Annotated in this window: 15 protein-coding genes and 2 pseudogenes; 13 read left to right on the top strand and 4 right to left on the bottom strand. The window is 68.0% G+C overall.

The features are described 5' to 3' along the window. Positions 1 to 9 precede the first annotated feature (9 nt). Both ACHMXA_RS31430 and ACHMXA_RS31435 read left to right on the top strand, forming a co-directional pair. Entirely contained in the window at positions 10 to 165 is a 156-nt protein-coding gene (locus ACHMXA_RS31430; protein ID WP_395322256.1) for a hypothetical protein, read from the top strand. 20 nt (positions 166 to 185) lie between these two features. Next, the gene (locus ACHMXA_RS31435; protein WP_256099056.1) at positions 186 to 467 is read left to right on the top strand and encodes a high-potential iron-sulfur protein; all 282 of its coding nucleotides are present in this window, start codon (positions 186 to 188) and stop codon (positions 465 to 467) included. A 162-nt stretch (positions 468 to 629) separates the two neighbouring features. On the opposite strand, the gene ACHMXA_RS31440 is transcribed toward ACHMXA_RS31435, so the two are convergent. Next, a complete protein-coding gene (locus ACHMXA_RS31440) occupies positions 630 to 2,060 on the bottom strand; it encodes an MFS transporter (RefSeq protein WP_395322258.1) in 1,431 nt (476 codons plus the stop codon). 136 nt (positions 2,061 to 2,196) lie between these two features. Between ACHMXA_RS31440 and ACHMXA_RS31445 the strand changes: the two are divergent. Further along, positions 2,197 to 3,112 (top strand): annotated as a pseudogene (locus ACHMXA_RS31445) (LysR family transcriptional regulator). 93 nt (positions 3,113 to 3,205) lie between these two features. Here the strand turns inward: ACHMXA_RS31445 and ACHMXA_RS31450 are convergent. After that, entirely contained in the window at positions 3,206 to 4,108 is a 903-nt protein-coding gene (locus ACHMXA_RS31450; RefSeq protein WP_395322260.1) for a LysR family transcriptional regulator, read from the bottom strand. A 127-nt stretch (positions 4,109 to 4,235) separates the two neighbouring features. On the opposite strand from ACHMXA_RS31450, the gene ACHMXA_RS31455 reads away from it, so the two are divergent. Beyond that, positions 4,236 to 5,246, top strand: coding sequence for an aldo/keto reductase (locus ACHMXA_RS31455; protein WP_395322262.1), 1,011 nt, complete (start codon positions 4,236 to 4,238; stop codon positions 5,244 to 5,246). Positions 5,247 to 5,391: 145 nt separating this feature from the next. Here the strand turns inward: ACHMXA_RS31455 and ACHMXA_RS31460 are convergent, their stop codons facing one another. Together ACHMXA_RS31460 and ACHMXA_RS31465 are read right to left on the bottom strand one after the other, a co-directional pair. Further along, the gene (locus ACHMXA_RS31460) at positions 5,392 to 6,537 is read right to left on the bottom strand and encodes a sigma-54 interaction domain-containing protein (RefSeq protein ID WP_395322264.1); all 1,146 of its coding nucleotides are present in this window, start codon (positions 6,535 to 6,537) and stop codon (positions 5,392 to 5,394) included. Next, positions 6,534 to 7,661 (bottom strand): acyl-CoA dehydrogenase family protein, encoded by a 1,128-nt coding sequence (locus tag ACHMXA_RS31465; RefSeq protein WP_395322627.1) that lies wholly within the window; start codon positions 7,659 to 7,661, stop codon positions 6,534 to 6,536. Before ACHMXA_RS31465 ends, ACHMXA_RS31460 begins: the two co-directional genes overlap by 4 nt. Before the next feature lie 309 nt (positions 7,662 to 7,970). Between ACHMXA_RS31465 and ACHMXA_RS31470 the strand changes: the two are divergent. The 9 genes and pseudogenes from ACHMXA_RS31470 to ACHMXA_RS31510 form a co-directional block, all read left to right on the top strand. Continuing rightward, positions 7,971 to 8,831, top strand: a pseudogene (locus ACHMXA_RS31470) (LLM class flavin-dependent oxidoreductase); the annotation flags it as partial. A 318-nt stretch (positions 8,832 to 9,149) separates the two neighbouring features. Next, complete coding sequence (locus tag ACHMXA_RS31475) at positions 9,150 to 10,340, top strand: acyl-CoA dehydrogenase family protein (RefSeq protein ID WP_395322629.1); 1,191 nt, start codon at positions 9,150 to 9,152, stop codon at positions 10,338 to 10,340. Positions 10,341 to 10,688: 348 nt separating this feature from the next. Continuing rightward, the gene (msuE, locus tag ACHMXA_RS31480) at positions 10,689 to 11,300 is read left to right on the top strand and encodes an FMN reductase (protein ID WP_395322266.1); all 612 of its coding nucleotides are present in this window, start codon (positions 10,689 to 10,691) and stop codon (positions 11,298 to 11,300) included. A 46-nt stretch (positions 11,301 to 11,346) separates the two neighbouring features. Beyond that, complete coding sequence (gene sfnG / locus ACHMXA_RS31485; protein ID WP_395322268.1) at positions 11,347 to 12,486, top strand: dimethylsulfone monooxygenase SfnG; 1,140 nt, start codon at positions 11,347 to 11,349, stop codon at positions 12,484 to 12,486. An 11-nt stretch (positions 12,487 to 12,497) separates the two neighbouring features. Continuing rightward, positions 12,498 to 13,391, top strand: coding sequence for an ABC transporter ATP-binding protein (locus ACHMXA_RS31490; protein ID WP_395322631.1), 894 nt, complete (start codon positions 12,498 to 12,500; stop codon positions 13,389 to 13,391). Next, entirely contained in the window at positions 13,391 to 14,287 is an 897-nt protein-coding gene (locus ACHMXA_RS31495) for a branched-chain amino acid ABC transporter permease (RefSeq protein WP_395322270.1), read from the top strand. Before ACHMXA_RS31490 ends, ACHMXA_RS31495 begins: the two co-directional genes overlap by 1 nt. A 3-nt stretch (positions 14,288 to 14,290) precedes the next feature. Beyond that, positions 14,291 to 15,304 (top strand): branched-chain amino acid ABC transporter permease, encoded by a 1,014-nt coding sequence (locus ACHMXA_RS31500; RefSeq protein ID WP_395322272.1) that lies wholly within the window; start codon positions 14,291 to 14,293, stop codon positions 15,302 to 15,304. 49 nt (positions 15,305 to 15,353) lie between these two features. Further along, entirely contained in the window at positions 15,354 to 16,676 is a 1,323-nt protein-coding gene (locus ACHMXA_RS31505) for an ABC transporter substrate-binding protein (protein WP_395322274.1), read from the top strand. A gap of 50 nt (positions 16,677 to 16,726) precedes the next feature. Beyond that, on the top strand, positions 16,727 to 17,986 hold the full coding sequence (locus tag ACHMXA_RS31510; RefSeq protein ID WP_395322276.1) for an SfnB family sulfur acquisition oxidoreductase: 1,260 nt from the start codon (positions 16,727 to 16,729) through the stop codon (positions 17,984 to 17,986). The last annotated feature ends 4 nt before the right edge of the window (positions 17,987 to 17,990 follow it).

Here is a 17,990-nt window from a genome sequence, read left to right on the forward strand (position 1 = left end):
GAGGCTTCCATGAACATCACATCGAACGCGGTCTTGCAAGTTCTTGGCTTCTGCATCGCGACGCTTCTTGCCACCGTCGTCCTCGTGCTGGCGGGTCTGAGTGAGCGCGATGCGGCGCCCCGGAGTTCGGTCTCCACCTCGCAAACAATGAAAGACCCACGATGAAATCCAACCGTCGCATCTTCATGCTGACCCTTGCCGCCTCCGGCGCTGCCGCTTGCGTTTCCAGTTCCTTCGCGCAGGCCGTGCTCGATGAAAAGGATCCGCAGGCTGCGGCCCTCGGCTATGTCGCCGACTCGACCAGGGCCGATGCAAAGAAGTACCCGAAGCACGAGAACGCACAGCTGTGCAACGGCTGCGCACTCTGGCAATCCAGGCCGGCGGACGCGCAGGGAAACTGCGCGTTGTTTGCCGGAAAACAGGTGAATGCGAAGGGCTGGTGCAGCGCCTGGGCCAGGAAGAGCTAGCACGCGAGCAGGGCGGGCCGGCGGTGACCGCAATCGCTCGACACATTGCGGGCCGGCTGATCGGTGCGGTGGAGTGCGCTCGGCGATATGGCTCGATTTCCATGAACTATGGCTCAACCAAGGCAGCGCGTGGCCGACGCACCGGCTCCCTCCTGCGGACGATCACCCAGCCGCGGTCCTGCCCGGACTCCTGAGCAGGCTCACCACGCTCCCAACCATGGCCGCCAACGCAGCCATTGCCAGTCCAAGATGCACGGCGCTGTGCGAGGGCAGCAGCCCGAACATCAGGCTCATCGCCAGGCTGCCGAGCGTCAGCCCCGTGAGCCGTGCTGTCCCTTGCGCGCCGCCGGCTGCGCCACTGCGCTCCTTGGGCGCTGAAAGCAGCATGTTCTGGTTGTTGGGTGTCTGGAAGAGTCCGAAGCCGAAGCCAGCGAGGCTCGTGAAGACCGCGATAGGCAAGGCGGGGTTGCCGTGGATCGGCCACAGCGCGCACAGCGCCAGACCGGCCGCGAGGAATGCGCCCCCGGCCGCGCAGAGCCAGGCCGTCGGTACTCGCTGGGCCAGGCGCGCGGACAGTGGTGCGGCCAGCATCACAGCAAGGGGCCAGGGCGTCAACAGGAGGCCGGTGGTCGCGGTGCTCTGACCCAGTTCGTGCTGGATGTAGAAGGGCAGTGCCACGTAGCTCGCCATCTGGCCGGTGAAGCAGCAGACGGAGGCGATGACCGAGATGCGGAAGGAGTGCACGCGCAGCAGGTCGAGCGGTACGAGGGGCGCCTTCCTCCTCATTTCGCGGCGCACCAGAAGCAGCATGCAGGCGATGGACAGCCCGAGCAGCGCGCCGCCGTGCAACAGGTTCGAAGGCAGCCGGTCGCTTCCTAGCACGAAGGACGCGAACATGATCGCGTTGAGCGCGATGCTCCAGAGGTCGATGCGGTCCTGGGACGGTGCAGGGCGCGGCAATTTCGCGCAGGCCGCCAGCACGAGGATGCCGATCGGAAGGTTCACCGCGAAGAGCCACGGCCAGCTCGATGTGGAGAGGATGAAGGCGCCTATGGAGGGGCCCGCCGCGGTGGCACCTGCGATCGTGAGCGCGTTCCAGCCGATCGCACGCGCCAGCAGCCGGCGTGGATAGGTGAAGCGCAGTAGCGCCAGGCCAAGCGGCATCACCGCCGCGGCGCCCAGCCCCTGAAGGCATCTCGCGGCCACGAGCCACGGCAGCGATGGGGACAGCGCGCACAGCACCGATGCCGCGGTGAACAGCGCGACGCCTCCGGCGAACACGCGGTGATAGCCCAGCCTTGCTCCGATGGCCGAGGCGGGCAGGAGAAACATCACGACCGCCAGCTGATAGGCCGTGATGATCCACACCGCATCTGCGGGCGTCGCATGCAATTGCCGGGAGATGCTCGGCAGCGCCACGTTGGCGATCGCGCCGTCGAGCACGACGAGAGTACCCGCACCCAGGATGGCGGCGACGGCTGCGATGCGCTGCGGCAACGGCAGTCCGTCGGCATCGTTCGCGGCGTCGGGTCCGGCGGAGCGCGGGTCGATGGAAGAGGAGTTGCTGGGGCGGAGAGGAGGTGAGAGCAACATGGGAGTGGCCTGAAGAGACGTTCGATTGCGTCGGCTCAGAATAGGACGCCATGACGCATCGGCCCAGAGCGCCGCGCGCAGGTTGTTCCTGCACGCCGCGCCTGTTCGGGTATGCGCGGCTGTGCTAGCGTCAGGCATGCCGGACGCCGACCTCAACCTGCTGACCGCGTTGAACGCACTGCTTTCCGAAGGCAACGTCGCCAAGGCCGCCGAGCGCATGGGCCTGAGCGAATCGGCCATGAGCCGCACCCTGTCGCGGCTGAGGGATGCGACCGGGGACCAACTGCTGGTGCGGGCGGGGCGCGGCATGGTACCCACGCCGCATGCGCTCGCATTGCGCGACCGTGTGAGGGAGCTGGTGCAGGAGTCGCATGCGGTCCTCCAACCCGCCGATGCGAGCATGGACCCGCGCTCGCTCCAGCGCCTCTTCACCATAAGGGCCAACGACGGGTTCATCGAAGCCTTCGCCCATGTGCTGGTGGCATGCATCGCACAGGAGGCTCCGGGCGTCCGCCTGCGCTTCGCGCCCCAAGCCCGACAAGGACGTGCGCCCGTTGCGGGAGGGGCTGATCGATCTCGATGTCGGTGTCCTGGGCGAGTCGGGGCCGGAGGTTCGCATCCAGGCGCTCTACCGGGACCGGTTCATCGCGGCGGTGCGCGAAGGCCATCCTCTGCTGGCCGAAGCCGAGATCACTCCGGAGCGCTACGCCGCCTGCGACCACGTGGTCACTTCTCGCCATGGCCGCACGGAGGGCCCCGTAGACGTGGCTCTCGCGGCAATGGGACTGGCGCGCAACGCCGCGGTGGTCGTGCCCAGCTTCGGCACCGCGTTGTCGATCGCGGCGGCGACCGATCTGGTCGCGCTGATACCGGCCTCGTACTTCGAGCGCCTGAGAGCGCAGAGCACGCTGCGTTCGTTCCCGCTGCCCGTGCCGGCGGAGCAGATCACCATTTCGCAGATGTGGCACCCGCGCCTCGACCGGGACCCCGCGCATCGATGGCTGCGCGGGATGGTGCTGGCGTTGTGCCGCTCGCCTGAAGATTCGTTCTGAGGGGCCGCCTGAGCTTGCTTGCCTCTACTTTTTCTGCTGCGTGATGAAGCGCTCTGGGCAGCTTCTCAGGGCACGATCCGCTGGCGGCGGACATCAGGTGGACTGGCTCTCGCTCTTCAGAAAATCGACAAAGGCTCGCAGCGGCGCCGGCATGTGCGTGCGGCTCGGGTAGTACAGGAACGGCCCCGAAAAGCTCTGCCACCAGTCCTCCAGAACAGGCGCCAGCGTGCCCCGTTCGATGGAAGGGCGCAGGTACTCGTCGAAGGTGTAGATCACGCCCAGGCCCGACTCGGCGGCGTGCAGTTCCAGGTCGAGCATCGACGCGATCAGCGGTCCGCTCGGCGTGATCTTCATCGCCTTTCCCTTGCGCACGAAGCCCCAGGCCGCGAGCACGCCGCTCGGAAAGCGATGGCCGATGCAGGCGTGCTGCAGCAGGTCGGTCGGGTGCTTCGGCACGCCGTGCGCGGCGAGGTAGCCCGGCGATGCCGCGGCCACGAAGCGCTGCGTGCGCGGGCCCAGGGGCACGGCGATCATGTCGCGGGCGATGCTCTCGTCGTAGCGCACGCCCGCGTCGAAGCCTGCCGCGAGCACGTCGATGAAGGTGTCGTTGGTCGTGATCTCCAGCGTGATGCCCGGGTGCGCGCGGAGGAAGCGGCTGGCCAGCGGCGGCAGCACGCGCTGGGCCACGATGGTCGGCACGTTGAGCCGCAGGGTGCCGGTGGGGCTGTCGCGAAAGCTGTTGAGCGTGTCGAGCGCACCGGCGATGTCGTCCAGCGCGGGCGAGATGCGGTCGAGCAGGCGCTGGCCCGCTTCGGTCGGCGTCACGCTGCGCGTGGTGCGGTTCAGCAGGCGCACACCCAGTTGCGCTTCGAGCCGCCGCATCGCCTCGCTGAGCGAGGAGGGCGACACGCCGCGCAGGGCGGCCGCGCCCCGGAAACCACGCGCACGGGTGACGGCCACGAAGGCCCCCAGGTCGGAGAGATCGGGTTCGGTCATTGCTAGATTGTGCGTTTTTTCGCACAACCCGTGCGGTGTCGGACGGATTATCGAACGGGTCGTTTGCTTCCAGACTACCGCCATGCCGTTCGCCATCGCGTCCGGCTCTCCTGAAAGGATCGCTCCAATGAACACACTTCAACTCGGCGCCACCGGCCCCAAGGTTTCCGCCATCGGCCTCGGCTGCATGGGCATGTCGGGCATGTACGGCCCCTCCGACCGCGTGGAAAGCATCGCCACCATCCACGCCGCCATGGACGCGGGCATCACGCTGCTCGATACCGGCGACTTCTACGGCAGCGGCCACAACGAGATGCTGATCGGCGAGGCGCTCAATGGCCTGAAGCCCTCGCAGCGCGACGCGGCGCTGCTCAGCGTGAAGTTCGGCGCCATGCGCGATCCGGCCGGCGGCTGGGTCGGCTACGACGCGCGGCCCGCGGCGGTGAAGAACTTCGCGACCTACTCGCTGCAACGCCTGGGCGTGGACCACATCGACATCTACCGCCCCGCGCGGCTCGATCCGAGCGTGCCGATCGAGGAGACGGTGGGCGCCATCGCCGATCTGGTGAAGGCGGGCTACGTGCGTCACATCGGCCTGTCGGAAGTGGGTTCGAGCACCATCCGCAAGGCGGCGGCGGTACACCCGATCTGCGACCTGCAGATCGAGTATTCGCTGATCTCGCGCGGCATCGAGGACGACATCCTCGCGACCTGCCGCGAGCTGGGCATCGGCATCACCGCATACGGCGTGCTGTCGCGCGGTCTGATCAGCGGGCACTGGCAGAAGGACGCCGCGGGCGAGAAGGATTTCCGCGCGCACAGCCCGCGCTTCCAGGGCGAGAACGTGGAGCGCAACCTCGCGCTGGTCGAGGCGCTGCGCAAGATCGCCGAGGCGAAGGGCGTGACCGTGGCGCAGATCGCCATCGCATGGGTGGCCGCGCAGGGCGACGATATCGTGCCGCTGGTCGGCGCGCGGCGGCGCTCGCGGCTTGACGAGGCGCTCGGCGCGCTGAACGTGAAGCTGGGGCCCGACGATTTCGCGGCCATCGAGCGTGCGGTGCCGAAGGGCGCCGCTGCCGGCGACCGCTATGCCGCAGCGCAGATGGCGAGCCTGGACAGCGAATCGCGCCGCGCCTGAAGCGGGGGGAAGCTGACCGGGGCCGAAGTCGACGGCGCTACCGCCAACAGGGATCCCGACGCTTGGGCAGCACGAGGCACCGCGGACCGCGTCTTGGCGGCCTCGTGATGCCCTGTGCGCACGACGGCCAGCGAATCCGCCGCGGCTACTTCAACGCTGAAATCTCGCGGCTCTTGATGAGCCGCGAGCGCAGCACATTGCGGCTGATGCCCAGCAGCTTGGCCGCCTGCACCTGGTTGCGGTGGCAGAACTCGAAGGCGGTGCGCATCACGGTCTCCTCGATCTGTTCGAACATCTGCTCGTTCGGCTCGTTGAAGAGGTCTCGCAGCACAGCCTCCAGCGCCTGCTGCGGCGTCGCGCTGGCCGGGGGCTCGTCGTCGGGCGGGCGCCGCTGGATGTTCAGCGAAGACAGGTGCAGATGCTCCGCACCCAGCACGCCGTTCTGGCAGATCAGCAGCGCGTGGTGGATCACGTTCTCCAGTTCGCGGATGTTGCCGGGCCAGCCATGTTCGCCCAGCTTCTGCTCGGCACTCGCGTCGAGGCGCACCGGTCCGTAGCCCAGGCGCTGGCGGTATTCCTCGATGAAGTGCCGCGCCAGCGGCAGGATGTCGCCGGGCCGCTCGCGCAGCGTCGGCAGCGCGAGGTGCACCACGTGCAGCCGGTAGAACAGGTCTTCGCGGAAGTTGCCAGCGGCCACCGCGTCCTGCAGCCGCACGTTGGTGGCGGCTACCACGCGGACGTCGATGGGTACGCTCCTGCGCGAGCCCAGCCGAACCACCTCCCGTTCCTGCAGCACGCGCAGCAGCTTCACCTGGATCGACAGCGGCAGGTCGCCGATCTCGTCGAGGAAGAGCGTGCCGCCGTTGGCGGCCTCGAACCATCCCGCCTTGGCCGAGAACGCGCCGGTGAACGCGCCCTTCTCGTGGCCGAAGAGCTCGCTCTCGACCAGGCTTTCGGAGAAGGCGCCGCAGTTCACGGCCACGAAGGGCTTGCCGCTGCGCCGGCTGAGGTCGTGCACGTGCCGCGCGATCAGTTCCTTGCCGGTTCCTGTCTCTCCGATGATGAGCACGTTGGCGTCGCTGGGCGCCACCATGCGGATGCGTTCGAGCAGCGCGGCCGAGCGCGGGTCCTGGAACACCTGTGCGGTGGCGCGGATCGAGGTGGTGAGCTTGCGGGGGTTGGGCAGCGTGAGCAGCGTGGACGGTGCGGACGGCGCGGTGGCATCCCAGTCCTCGCCCGGGGATGCGTCGGCCGGCGGCAGCACTGCGAGAGGGCGGGTGTAGGCGGTCATGAGTAGAAGGTCGGTACGGGGTATTGCTGCTTGAGGGCCCATTCGCCGAGTTCGCGCAGCTTGTAGGCCACGGGGTCGTGCAGGGACTGGGTGCGCAGGTTGCGCCAGTGGCGGTCCAGCCGCAGGCCGCCGTGCGTGGCGCGCGCGCCGGCCACGTCGAACATGCGCGTACAGATGTCCAGGCCCGTGTTCGTCGCCGCGACCTTGGCGGTGGCCACGGCCACCGCGACTTCGCCGCGCTCGGGCTCGGTCAGCGCGGGGCCGCGCCGCCAGGCCGCATCGAGCCGGTCGGCCGCGCGATCGGCCAGCGCGCGCACGCTCTCCAGGCCGACCCAGAAGTCGCCGTAGTGGCCGAGCACGTAAGGGTCCTCGTGCATCTGCGCCACCTTGGCCGCATGCCAGGGGCGCGACTCGTGCAGCGTGTAGTGCTTCGCATCGTCGAAGGCTCCTTCCGCGATGCCGAGGTAGATGTTGGCCAGAACGAGCTGCGACACCAGCGGCCGCAGGCAGGCGAAGGGCGTCGAGAGCGGGCCCGGATCGGCCAGCACCTCGTGCTGCTCGACGCGCACCTTCTCGAAGGTCACGCTGCCGCTGTCGGTCTGACGCTGCCCGATGTTGTTCCAGTCGGGCGCGACGAAGATGCCCGAGCGGCCGGTGGGCACTGCCGCGACGATGAAGGCGCCGCTGCCTTCCTCGCGCGCCGACGCGATCAGCATCTCGGAGTCGAGCGCGCCCGAGCAGAAGCTCTTCTGCCCGGTGAATTCGCGCCAGCCCTCGTGCGCGCTCGACACCGTGCGGTCGTCCAGCGGATTGAGCGCATTGCCCCAGAACCACCGCCGCCGCGCGGTCTGCTCGAACCACGGCTGCCATTGCACGGGCCGCGCGAAGAGCCGCACCGTGGCAAGCATCAGGTGATGGAAACCGAACACGTGCGCGAGCGAGCTGTCGGCCTGCGCGAGCAGGCGCACGACGTCGAGCGTCTCCCGCCAGTCCGCACCGCCGCCGCCGAATTCGCGCGGAATGCTCAGCGCGAGCAGGCCGCTCTCGCGCAGGGCATCCCGCTCGGCCTTGGGCGTGCCGCCGCGCTCGTCGCGCTCGACGGCGGTCGCCGCGAAGCGCTGCATCAGGTCGCGGGCAATGTCGCGAGGCGATTCGGAAACCGGAATGGAAAGAACTGAACTCACGCAGACCCTCGGTGATGTGCAGGCAGCAGGGTTGCTGCGCCAGCAGCATGTTGGAGGCTGCTCCGCGCGCCGCCAACGATGCGATCCGTATATCGATCCTTGTTTTGCTTCCATGGCAGCAGCGCGGGCATGCCGATGCGCCACGTGCAGCAGGTCTGGTGCTCGGCTGCTGCTGGAGCAGCAGAAATCGCGTGCTTCGGCGCGTTTGCGCAGGCAGGGCGACTGGCACGCTAACTGCTGAATCGCCTCATGCAACTTTTCTGGTTTCTTCCCACGCACGGCGACAGCCGCTACCTCGGCACCTCGCGCGGCGCGCGTACCGTGAGTCACCGATATCTGCGGCAGGTGGCGCAGGCCGCCGACGAACTGGGCTACGAAGGCGTGCTGATCCCGACGGGGCGCTCCTGCGAGGACTCGTGGGTGGTCGCTTCGTCGCTCGCGGCGCAGACCGAGCGGCTCAAGTTCCTGGTCGCGATCCGCCCCGGCATCATCTCGCCCACGGTCTCCGCGCGGCAAGCCGCGACGCTCGACCGTTTCTCCGACGGCAGGCTGCTCATCAACGTGGTGACCGGCGGCGATCCCGATGAACAGCATGGCGACGGCAGCTTCCTCACGCACGCCGAGCGTTATGAAGTCACCGATGAATTCCTGCGCATCTGGCGCGGCGTGGCCGCCGGCGAGACCGTGAACTTCTCGGGCCGCCACCTGCGCGTGGAGAACGCCAAGACGCTCTATCCACCGGTGCAGAAGCCCTATCCGCCGCTGTGGTTCGGCGGCTCGTCGGACGCGGCGATCGCACTCGCGGGCGAGCAGGTCGACGTGTACCTCACCTGGGGCGAGCCGCCGGCCGACGTGGCCGAAAAGATCGCGAAGGCCCGCGCCGCGGCGGCGAAGCATGGCCGCACGCTGCGCTTCGGCATCCGGCTGCATGTGATCGTGCGCGAGACCAGCGAGGCGGCCTGGCGCGCCGCCGACGAACTCATTTCCTACGTGACCGACGACACCATCGCAGCCGCGCAGAAAGCCTTCTCTCGCTTCGACTCGGTGGGCCAGCAGCGCATGGCCGCGCTCCATGGCGGGCGGCGCGACAGGCTCGAAGGTGTCGCCCAACCTGTGGGCGGGCGTGGGCCTCGTGCGCGGCGGCGCGGGCACGGCGCTCGTGGGCAGCCCCGAGGAGGTGGCGGCGCGCATCAAGGAGTACGCGGCACTCGGCGTGGAGACCTTCATCTTCTCGGGCTACCCGCATCTCGAAGAGGCGTACCGCGTGGCCGAGCTGCTGTTTCCGCTGCTGCCGCTCGACCATGTGCGCCCGCCAGGGCAAGCCAACATCACCGGGCCCTTCGGCGAAGTCATTGCCAACGACATCTTGCCGCCTTCTTCACAGGCCGTGCAGGCTGCGCCGAGGGCCCCGCGCGAGAAGGCGGCCGCATGAAGCATTTCTCCGCGGAAGCCGGCGACGAGGTCGTGCCGTGGCATGCGAGTGCGCAGCGCATCGCGCAGGCACTGGCCCGCACCGCCGTCGAGCGCGACCAGCTCGGCGGTACGCCGAAGGCCGAGCGCGAACTGCTGCGCGACAGCGGCCTGCTGATGCTCAGCGTGCCGGTCGAGCTCGGCGGCCTGGGCGCGAGCTGGCGGCAGACACTCGACGTGGTGCGCGGCTTCGCGCGCGTCGACAGCTCGGTGGCGCACCTCTTCGCCTTTCATCACCTGCTGCTCGCGACCACGCAGCTCTTCGCGCAGCGCGCGCAGTGGCAGCCGTGGATCGAGCAGACCGGCGCGCATCGCTGGTTCTGGGGCAATGCGCTGAACCCGCTCGACAAGTCCACGCGCGCCGAAGCCTTCGACGGCGGGTATGTGTTCTCGGGCCGCAAGAGTTTCTGCTCCGGCGCCAGCGATTCGGACATGCTGGTCGCCTCGGCCCTCGACGCGAACGACCGCCTGCTGATCGGCGTCGTGCCCACGCGGCGCGCGGGCATCACGGTGCTCGGCGACTGGGACAACATGGGCCAGCGCCAGACCGACAGCGGCAGTGTGCTGTTCGACGGCGTGCGCGTCGGGGCGACCGAGCTGCTGCTCGATCCTGGCCCGCTGTCGACACCGTTCGCCTGCCTGCGCCCGCTGCTGGCCCAGCTGATCCTCGCGAACATCTACCTGGGCCTGGGCGAAGGCGCGCTCGAGGAGGCGAAGGCCTTCACGCTGCAGCAGGGCCGGCCCTGGCTGTTCTCGACGGCCCCGGCCGCGAACGAAGACCCGTACGTGCTCACGCATTACGGTGATTTCTGGCTCGCGCTGCAAGGCGCGCGACTGCTGCTCGACCAGGCCGCTGCAGCCTTCGATCAGGCATGGCTGCGCGGCACTTCGCTCGACGAGCAGGAGCGTGGCGAGGTGGCCATTGCCGTCGCCGCGGCCAAGGTCGCGAGCACGCGTGCAAGCCTCGAGGTGGCGCACCGCATGTTCGAAGTGACAGGCGCGCGAGCCACCACCGCCGCGTTGCGCCTCGACCGCTACTGGCGCAACCTGCGCGTGCACACGCTGCACGATCCGGTGGACTACAAGGTGCGCGAGCTGGGCCACTGGGCGCTCAATGCGCGCCTGCCGCAACCCAGCTTCTATTCCTGAACCTGCCATCGCCATGCAACGGGCCTGCGGCTTCGCGTCGCAGGCCCGTTGTGCTTTTCAGCGCTGCTCCCGCTGTTCCGCGCTGCTGCGCAGGAAGCAGTTGCATCGAGCAGTTGCTGCCTGGCGTTCATTCGATGCCCGCATACCGATCTGCCTCAAACGACTATGGCTGCAAAGCTGCTGGCTGATCAGCAGCTCACCCGCAGCCTGTTTCGGATTCAGCACGCACGCGAATAGCCATTTCGCTCTAACTCATTGATTCATAAGGAAAAAGGAAGTGGCACGCCATTCGCATATATCAGGCGTGCCGCGAATCGCTCGTGGCTTCCAAACAGAGGTCATATCAACATGAGTCGAAAACTGAAAGTCGTCGCCGTCTCCGGCAGCCTGCAACGTCCGTCGCGCACCCTGGTGCTGGTCGATCAACTGCTGGCGGGGCTCGCCGACGAGATCGCCATCGAGTCGCGCGTGATCTCGCTGGGCGACATCGGCCCGCAGTTCGCCGGCGTGCTCTACCGCAACCAGCTGCCCGCCGCCGTCGAAGAGAGCATCGCGGCCATCGAGTCGGCCGACCTGCTGCTGGTGGCGAGCCCGGTCTATCGCGGCTCGTACACCGGCCTCTTCAAGCATCTCTTCGACTTCGTGCATCACGAGGCGCTGACCGACAAGCCCGTGCTGCTCGCGGCCACGGGTGGAAGTGATCGCCATGCGCTGGTCATCGATCACCAGCTGCGCCCGCTCTTCAGCTTCTTCCAGGCGCTCACGCTGCCCATCGGCGTCTATGCGGTGGAGAAGGACTTCGAAGGCTACGAGATCGCCAGCCCCGCGCTGCGTGAACGCATCGCATTGGCCGTGGCGCGTGCCGTGCCCCAGCTGCGCGATGCCTCGCCGGCCGCCACGTCCACCACACCGACCGCGCCCGCCATCCGCAAGCCCGCGCCGGTCGCGCTGGCCGCCTGAAGAAGCCTTCGTTCCGATCGATCGTCCCCACAGAGAGAAACCTGCCATGAGTCAACAGTCGTCCTCCACCGCCGCCCCCATCAAGTTCGCCTACTGGGTGCCCAACGTCAGCGGCGGCCTCGTGGTCAGCACCATCGAGCAGCGCACCGACTGGAGCCTGGAATACAACCAGCGCCTCGCGGTCGCGGCCGAGAAGGCGGGCTTCGAATACGCGCTGAGCCAGATCCGCTTCACGGCCGGCTATGGCGCGGAATACCAGCACGAGTCGGTGTCCTTCAGCCAGGCGCTGTTGCATGCCACCACGAAGCTCAAGGTGCTCGCCGCCATCCTGCCCGGGCCGTGGAACCCCGCCGTGGTCGCCAAGCAGATCGCCACCATCGACCACATCTCCAACGGCCGCATCGCCATCAACGTGGTCAGCGGCTGGTTCAAGGGCGAGTTCCAAGCCATCGGCGAGCCCTGGCTCGAACACGACGAGCGCTATCGCCGCTCCAACGAGTTGATCCGCGCGCTCAAGGGCATCTGGACGCAGGACAACTTCACCTTCAAGGGCGACTTCTACCGTTTCAGCGACTACACGCTGAGCCCGAAGCCGGTGCAGAAGCCGCACCCGGAGATCTTCCAGGGCGGCAGTTCGCGCGCCGCGCGCGACAACGCGGCCAGCGTGTCGGACTGGTACTTCACCAACGGCAACACGCCCGAGGGCCTGAAGGCGCAGATCGACGACATCCAGGCCAAGGCGGCACAGAACGGCCACACGGTGCGCATCGGCGTGAACGCCTTCGTCATCGCCCGCGACACGGAGGAAGAAGCCAAGGCGGTGCTGGCGGACATCATCAAGCACGCGCACGTCGAGGCAGTGCATGCCTTCGGCGATGCGGTCAAGCAGGCCGGCAAGGCATCGCCCGAAGGCGAGGGCAATTGGGCCAAGTCGACCTTCGAGGATCTGGTGCAATACAACGACGGCTTCCGTACCAACCTCATCGGCACGCCGCAGCAGATCGCCGAGCGCATCGTGGCGCTCAAGGCCATCGGCGTGGACCTGATCCTCACGGGCTTCCTGCACTTCATCGAGGAGGTGGAGTACTTCGGCGAGAAGGTGCTTCCGCTGGTGCGCAAGCTCGAAGCGGAGCAGGCCGCGCGTGCAGGCCAGCCCGCCAAGGCGGCACTGGAAGCCGTGGCGTGAGCCTCGCCGTGATGCCCGATCTTTTCTTCGAGGCCGGACCGGTGCCGTTGGGCGTCGACCCGGTGGCCTTCGTGCCCGCGGGCCGCACGGCGCCGGCAAGGGAAGACGCCGCGACTGCGGCGATGCTCCGGCTGGAGGGCATCGACCTGTCGTTCGGCGGCGTCACCGCGCTGTCGGGCGTGGACCTGTCGATCGCCAGGGGAGAGATCCGCGCCGTCATCGGTCCCAACGGAGCTGGCAAGAGTTCACTGGTCAACGTCATCAGCGGGCTGTACCGGCCCGACCGCGGGCGCGTGTGGATCGGCGGGCGCAGCTTCGGGCATGTGCCGACGGCCCGGCTGGCACGGCTGGGCGTCGCGCGCACCTTCCAGAATCTGGCGCTCTTCAAGGGCCTGAGCGTGCGCGACAACATCGTGCTCGGCCGCGTCGATGCGGCACGCTCCACATTCGTCGAGCAACTCGTCGGGCTGGGCCGCGCACGGCGCGAACGCGAGGATGCACGTGCGCGGGCCGACGCGATCATCGGTTTTCTCGGGCTGGGCTCCGTGAGCGAGCGGCTCGCGGGCACGCTCGCCTATGGCCTGCAGAAGCGTGTCGAGCTGGCGCGTGCGCTGGTGGCATCGCCTCGACTGCTGCTGCTCGACGAGCCGATGGCCGGCATGACGGTCACCGAAAAAAGCGAGCTCGCGCATTTCGTGCGCGCCGCTCGCGACGAGTTCGGCACCACCATCCTGCTGATCGAGCACGACATCGGCGTGGTGCTGGGCCTGTCGGACCGCGTGGCGGTGTTCGACCACGGCCGCAAGATCGCCGACGGCACGCCCGCGGAGGTGCGCAGCGACCCGGCGGTGATCGACGCCTACCTTGGCGTGGCACACGGCGACGACATCGAGGGGGCAGCCTGATGGACGGTTTCGACGCCGGTTTCTTCGCCGAAGTCCTCCTCGGCGGCCTGCTCTCGGGCGTGATGTATTCGCTGGTAGCCATCGGCTTCGTGCTGATCTACAAGACATCGGGCGTTCTCAACTTCGCCCAGGGCGCGCAGCTGCTGTTCGCGGCGCTCACCTTCGTGAGCCTGGTGGAGCGCGGCGTGCCTTTCGCATTGGCACTGGTGCTGACCTTCGCGCTCATGGTGGCGCTGGGGCTGGTCATCGAGCGCACGGTGCTGCGCCCGCTGGTGAACCAGCCGCCGATCACGCTGTTCATGGCGACGCTGGGCCTGTCGTACGTGATCGAGGGCGTGGCGCAGCTGGTGTGGGGCACGCAGGTGCATGCGCTGGAGCTGGGCATCGCCGACGAGCCGCTGCAGTTCCTGGGCATCATGGTCTCGACCTTCGACCTGTTCGCCGCCGCCACGGCCGCCGTGATGGTCGCGCTGCTGTCGGCCTTCTTCCGCTACACCCGTGTGGGCCTGGCGTTCCGCGCGGTGGCGGACGACACCTATGCGGCCATCGCGGTCGGCCTGCGGCTGCCGCGCATCTGGGCCACCGTGTGGGCCGCGGCCGGCGTCATCGCGCTGGTGGCCGGCCTGCTCTGGGGCGCACGGCTGGGCGTGCAGTTCTCGCTCTCGCTCGTGGTGCTCAAGGCGTTGCCGGTGCTGGTGCTCGGTGGCTTCGACTCGATCCTCGGCGCGATCGTAGGCGGGCTGGTGATCGGCGCGCTCGAGAAGCTGGCCGAGGTGTACATCGGGCCCTACGTGGGCGGCGGCATCGAGAGCTGGTTCGCCTATGTTGCGGCGCTGGCCTTCCTGCTGATCCGGCCCAGCGGGCTGTTCGGGCAGAAACTGGTGGAGCGTGCCTGAGCCATGCGCAATGTTTCCGTACCTCCATGGACCTGGCCGGTGGCCGTGCTCGCCATCGCCTTCGGCATCGTGCCGTTCGTCGCCTCCGGCTATGTGTTCGATGCACTGCTGATCCCGTTCCTTGCGCTGTCGCTGGCCGCGGTGGGGCTCAATCTGCTGACCGGCTATGCGGGCCAGCTTTCGCTGGGCACGGCCGCCTTCATGGCGGTCGGTGCCTTCGCCGCCTACAACTTCAACCTGCGCATCGAAGGCTTGCCGCTGCTCGCGAGCATCGGTCTCGCGGGCCTCGCCGCCACCCTCGTCGGGCTGGTGTTCGGCCTGCCGAGCCTGCGGCTGCGCGGCTTCTACCTGGCGGTGTCGACGCTGGCCGCGCAGTTCTTCGTGCAATGGGCGCTGACCAAGTTCGGCTGGTTCAGCAACGACAACCCTTCGGGCGTGATCGATGCGCCGGTGCTCGAGGTGGCGGGAATCGTGTTCGACACGCCCGTGCGACGCTACATCTTCTCGCTGGCCGTGGTGACGGTGCTCACCCTGCTGGCTTGGCGGCTGGTGCGCACGCAGACCGGCCACCACTTCATCGCCGTGCGCGACAACGAGCTGGCAGCGCGCGTGATCGGCGTGCCGGTGCTGCGCACCAAGCTGCTGGCGTTCGCGGTGTCGTCGTTCATCGTCGGCGTGGCCGGCGTGCTGTGGGGCTTCGTCTACCTGCGCACGGTGGAGCCCGCGGGCTTCAACCTCGACCGCTCGTTCCAGATTCTCTTCATCGTGATCATCGGCGGGCTCGCGACGATCCGCGGCGCCTTCCTCGGCGCGGCGCTGATCGTGGTGTTTCCGCTGCTGCTTTCGCGTGCAGGCAGCCTCCTGTTCGGCGGCTGGTTCGACTCCGGCGTGCTCGACATGAGCCAGCGCATCGTGCTGGGCGCCTTGATCATCTTCTTCCTCGTCGTGGAACCGCAGGGACTGGCCGCCCTGTGGGACCGCACGCGCAGGCGGCTGGCGGGCCCTTCCGCAGCCTGAGCGCACCGCGCCTTCTTCTTTTCCTTCGCATCCCGAGAGCCTTCATCACATGTCCTTCATCAAGCACCTGAAAACCGCGGCCGTGGCCGTCACCCTGGCCGCGAGCGGCCTGCAGCTCGCGCATGCCGACGCGAACGAGCAGTTCTTCCCGCTGCAGAGCTATCGCGTCGGCCCCTATGCGGCGGGCGGCACCGGCTTCTTCGGCGGCTTCATCGACTATCTGAACCTGGTGAACACGCGCGACGGCGGCGTGGGCGGTGTCAAGCTGACCTGGGAGGAGGGCGAGACGCAGTACGAGGTGGAGCGCGGCGTGGAGGTGTACGAGCGCCTCAAGCAGCGCCCCGGCATCGCGGCCTGGAACCCGCTGTCGGTCGGCATCGCGTACGCGCTGATCGACCGCGTCACCGCCGACAAGGTGCCGCTGCTCACCATCAACCACGGCCGCACCGACACCACCGACGGGCGCGTGTTCAAGTACATCTTCCCGTTGCTGCTCAACCCGTACAGCGAGACCTCCGGCATCGTGAACTACATCGCGGGCAAGGAGGGTGGCGCCGACAAGCTCAAGGGCAAGAAGATCGTGGTGCTCTACCACGGCTCGCCCTACGGCAAGGAGACCATCCCGATCTATGAACTGCTGTCCAAGAAGTACGGTTTCACGCTGCAGCAGATCGAGGTGCCGCACCCCGGCAACGAGCAGCAGTCGCAGTGGCTCGCCATCCGCCGCGCCAAGCCCGACTACGTGGTGCTGCGCGGCTGGGGCGTCATGAATCCGGTGGCGCTGAAGACCGCGCAGAAGACGGGCTTCCCGGTCGACCACATCGTGGGCAACGTCTGGTCCAACTCCGAGGAGGACGTGATCCCCGCGGGCGATGCCGCCAAGGGCTACGTGGCCATCACCACCGTGGCCGCGGGCGCCCAGTACCCGGTGCTGCAGGAGATCACCAAGACCGTCTACGGCGCGGGCAAGGGGAACCTGCAGGACCCCAAGCGCATCGGCAGCGTCTATCACAACCTCGGCGTGCTCAACGGCATCCTGAACGTGGAGGCCATCCGCATCGCCCAGGCCAAATTCGGCAAGCGCACGCTCACCGGCGACGAGGTCCGCTGGGGCCTGGAGAACCTGAAGATCGACGAGGCGCGCGCGGCCGCGCTCGGTGCCAAGGGCCTGTTCCATTCGATCAACGTGACCTGGGACAACCACGAAGGCGATGGCCGCGTGGCCTTCCAGCAGTGGGACGGCAGCAAGTGGAATGTGGTGTCCGACTGGATCGCGCCCGACTGGAAGCTGCTGCGGCCGATCATCGAGAAGTCTTCGCTGGCCTATGCCAAGGAGAAGAACGTCAAGGTGCGCAAGAGCATCGACGACTAGAACTTGGCTCGCCTTGATACCTCACTGACCAAGATTTGAAAGCCACGTCCATGTCCGCCATTCCCCAGCCGCCCTTATCCATCCAGCCGGCCGCCAACGACCCCGTGCCCGGCCTGCCGCTGTCCGACACGCCTGCGCACGTGATCCGCGGCGATGCCGAAGCCATCGCCGTGGCACACGCATTGGCCGCCAGGCTGATCGTCGGCGCCTCCGAGCGCGACCGCCTGCGCCGCTGGCCGGTCGAGGAGATCGATGCCTATTCGCAGAGCGGCCTGTGGGCCATCAACGTGCCGAAGGCCTTCGGCGGCGCCGAGGTGTCGTATGCCACCCTGGCCGAGGTGATCGCGATCATCTCGGCGGCCGATCCCTCGCTCGGTCAGATCACGCAGAACCACCTGGGCTTCGTCGCCGCGGTGCGCACGGTGTCCGATGCCGCGCAGCAGAAGCTCTTCTTCGCCGACTTCCTGCGCGGCGTTCGCTGGGGCAATGCGTTCTCGGAGTCGGGCTCCAAGCGCGCGGCCGACTTCGAGACGCGCTTCACCGACGCGGGCGACCACGTGGTGGTGACCGGCAAGAAGTTCTATTCGACCGGCGCGCTGCTTGCGCACTACGTGCCCATCGTGGCCAACGACGAGCAGGGCAGGACCTGGTATGTGGTGGCCGAGCGCAATGCGCCGGGCCTCACGGTGATCGACGATTGGTCGGCCTTCGGCCAGCGCACCACGCTCAGCGGCACGGTGATCATCGATCGCGTGAAGGTGCCGAAGACCCACCTGATCCCGGCCTACAAGGGCTACGACGCGCCCTCGGCCGACGGCGCGATCTTCCAGATCATTCAGGCGGCGGTCGACGTGGGTATCGCGCGAGGCACCATCGCGGAGACCGTCGACTTCATCCGCACCAAGACGCGCCCCTGGATCGACAGCCAGCGCGACCATGCGTGGGAAGACCCGTACTCGATCCAGGCCGTGGGCGACCTGCAGATCCGCCTGCATGCGAGCGAGGCCTTGCTGGAGCGCGCTGGCCGCGCGATCGACCGCGCGGTGGCCGCGCCCGATGCCGACAGCGTGGCCGCGGCGCAGATCGCGACGGCGGAAGCCAAGGTGCTCTCCACCGAGATCGCGATCCTGGCGACCAACAAGCTCTTCGAACTGGCGGGCACGCGTTCGACGCTGGGCCAATACAACCTCGACCGGCACTGGCGCAATGCACGCACGCACACGCTGCACGACCCGGTGCGCTGGAAGTACGCCATCGTCGGCAACTACTTCCTCAACGGCGTGAAGCCGCCGTTCCACGCCTGGAGCTGAGGCG

The organism is Variovorax sp. UC74_104 (assembly GCF_044055375.1).
In the GTDB taxonomy this organism is placed as follows: Bacteria; Pseudomonadota; Gammaproteobacteria; order Burkholderiales; family Burkholderiaceae_C; genus Variovorax.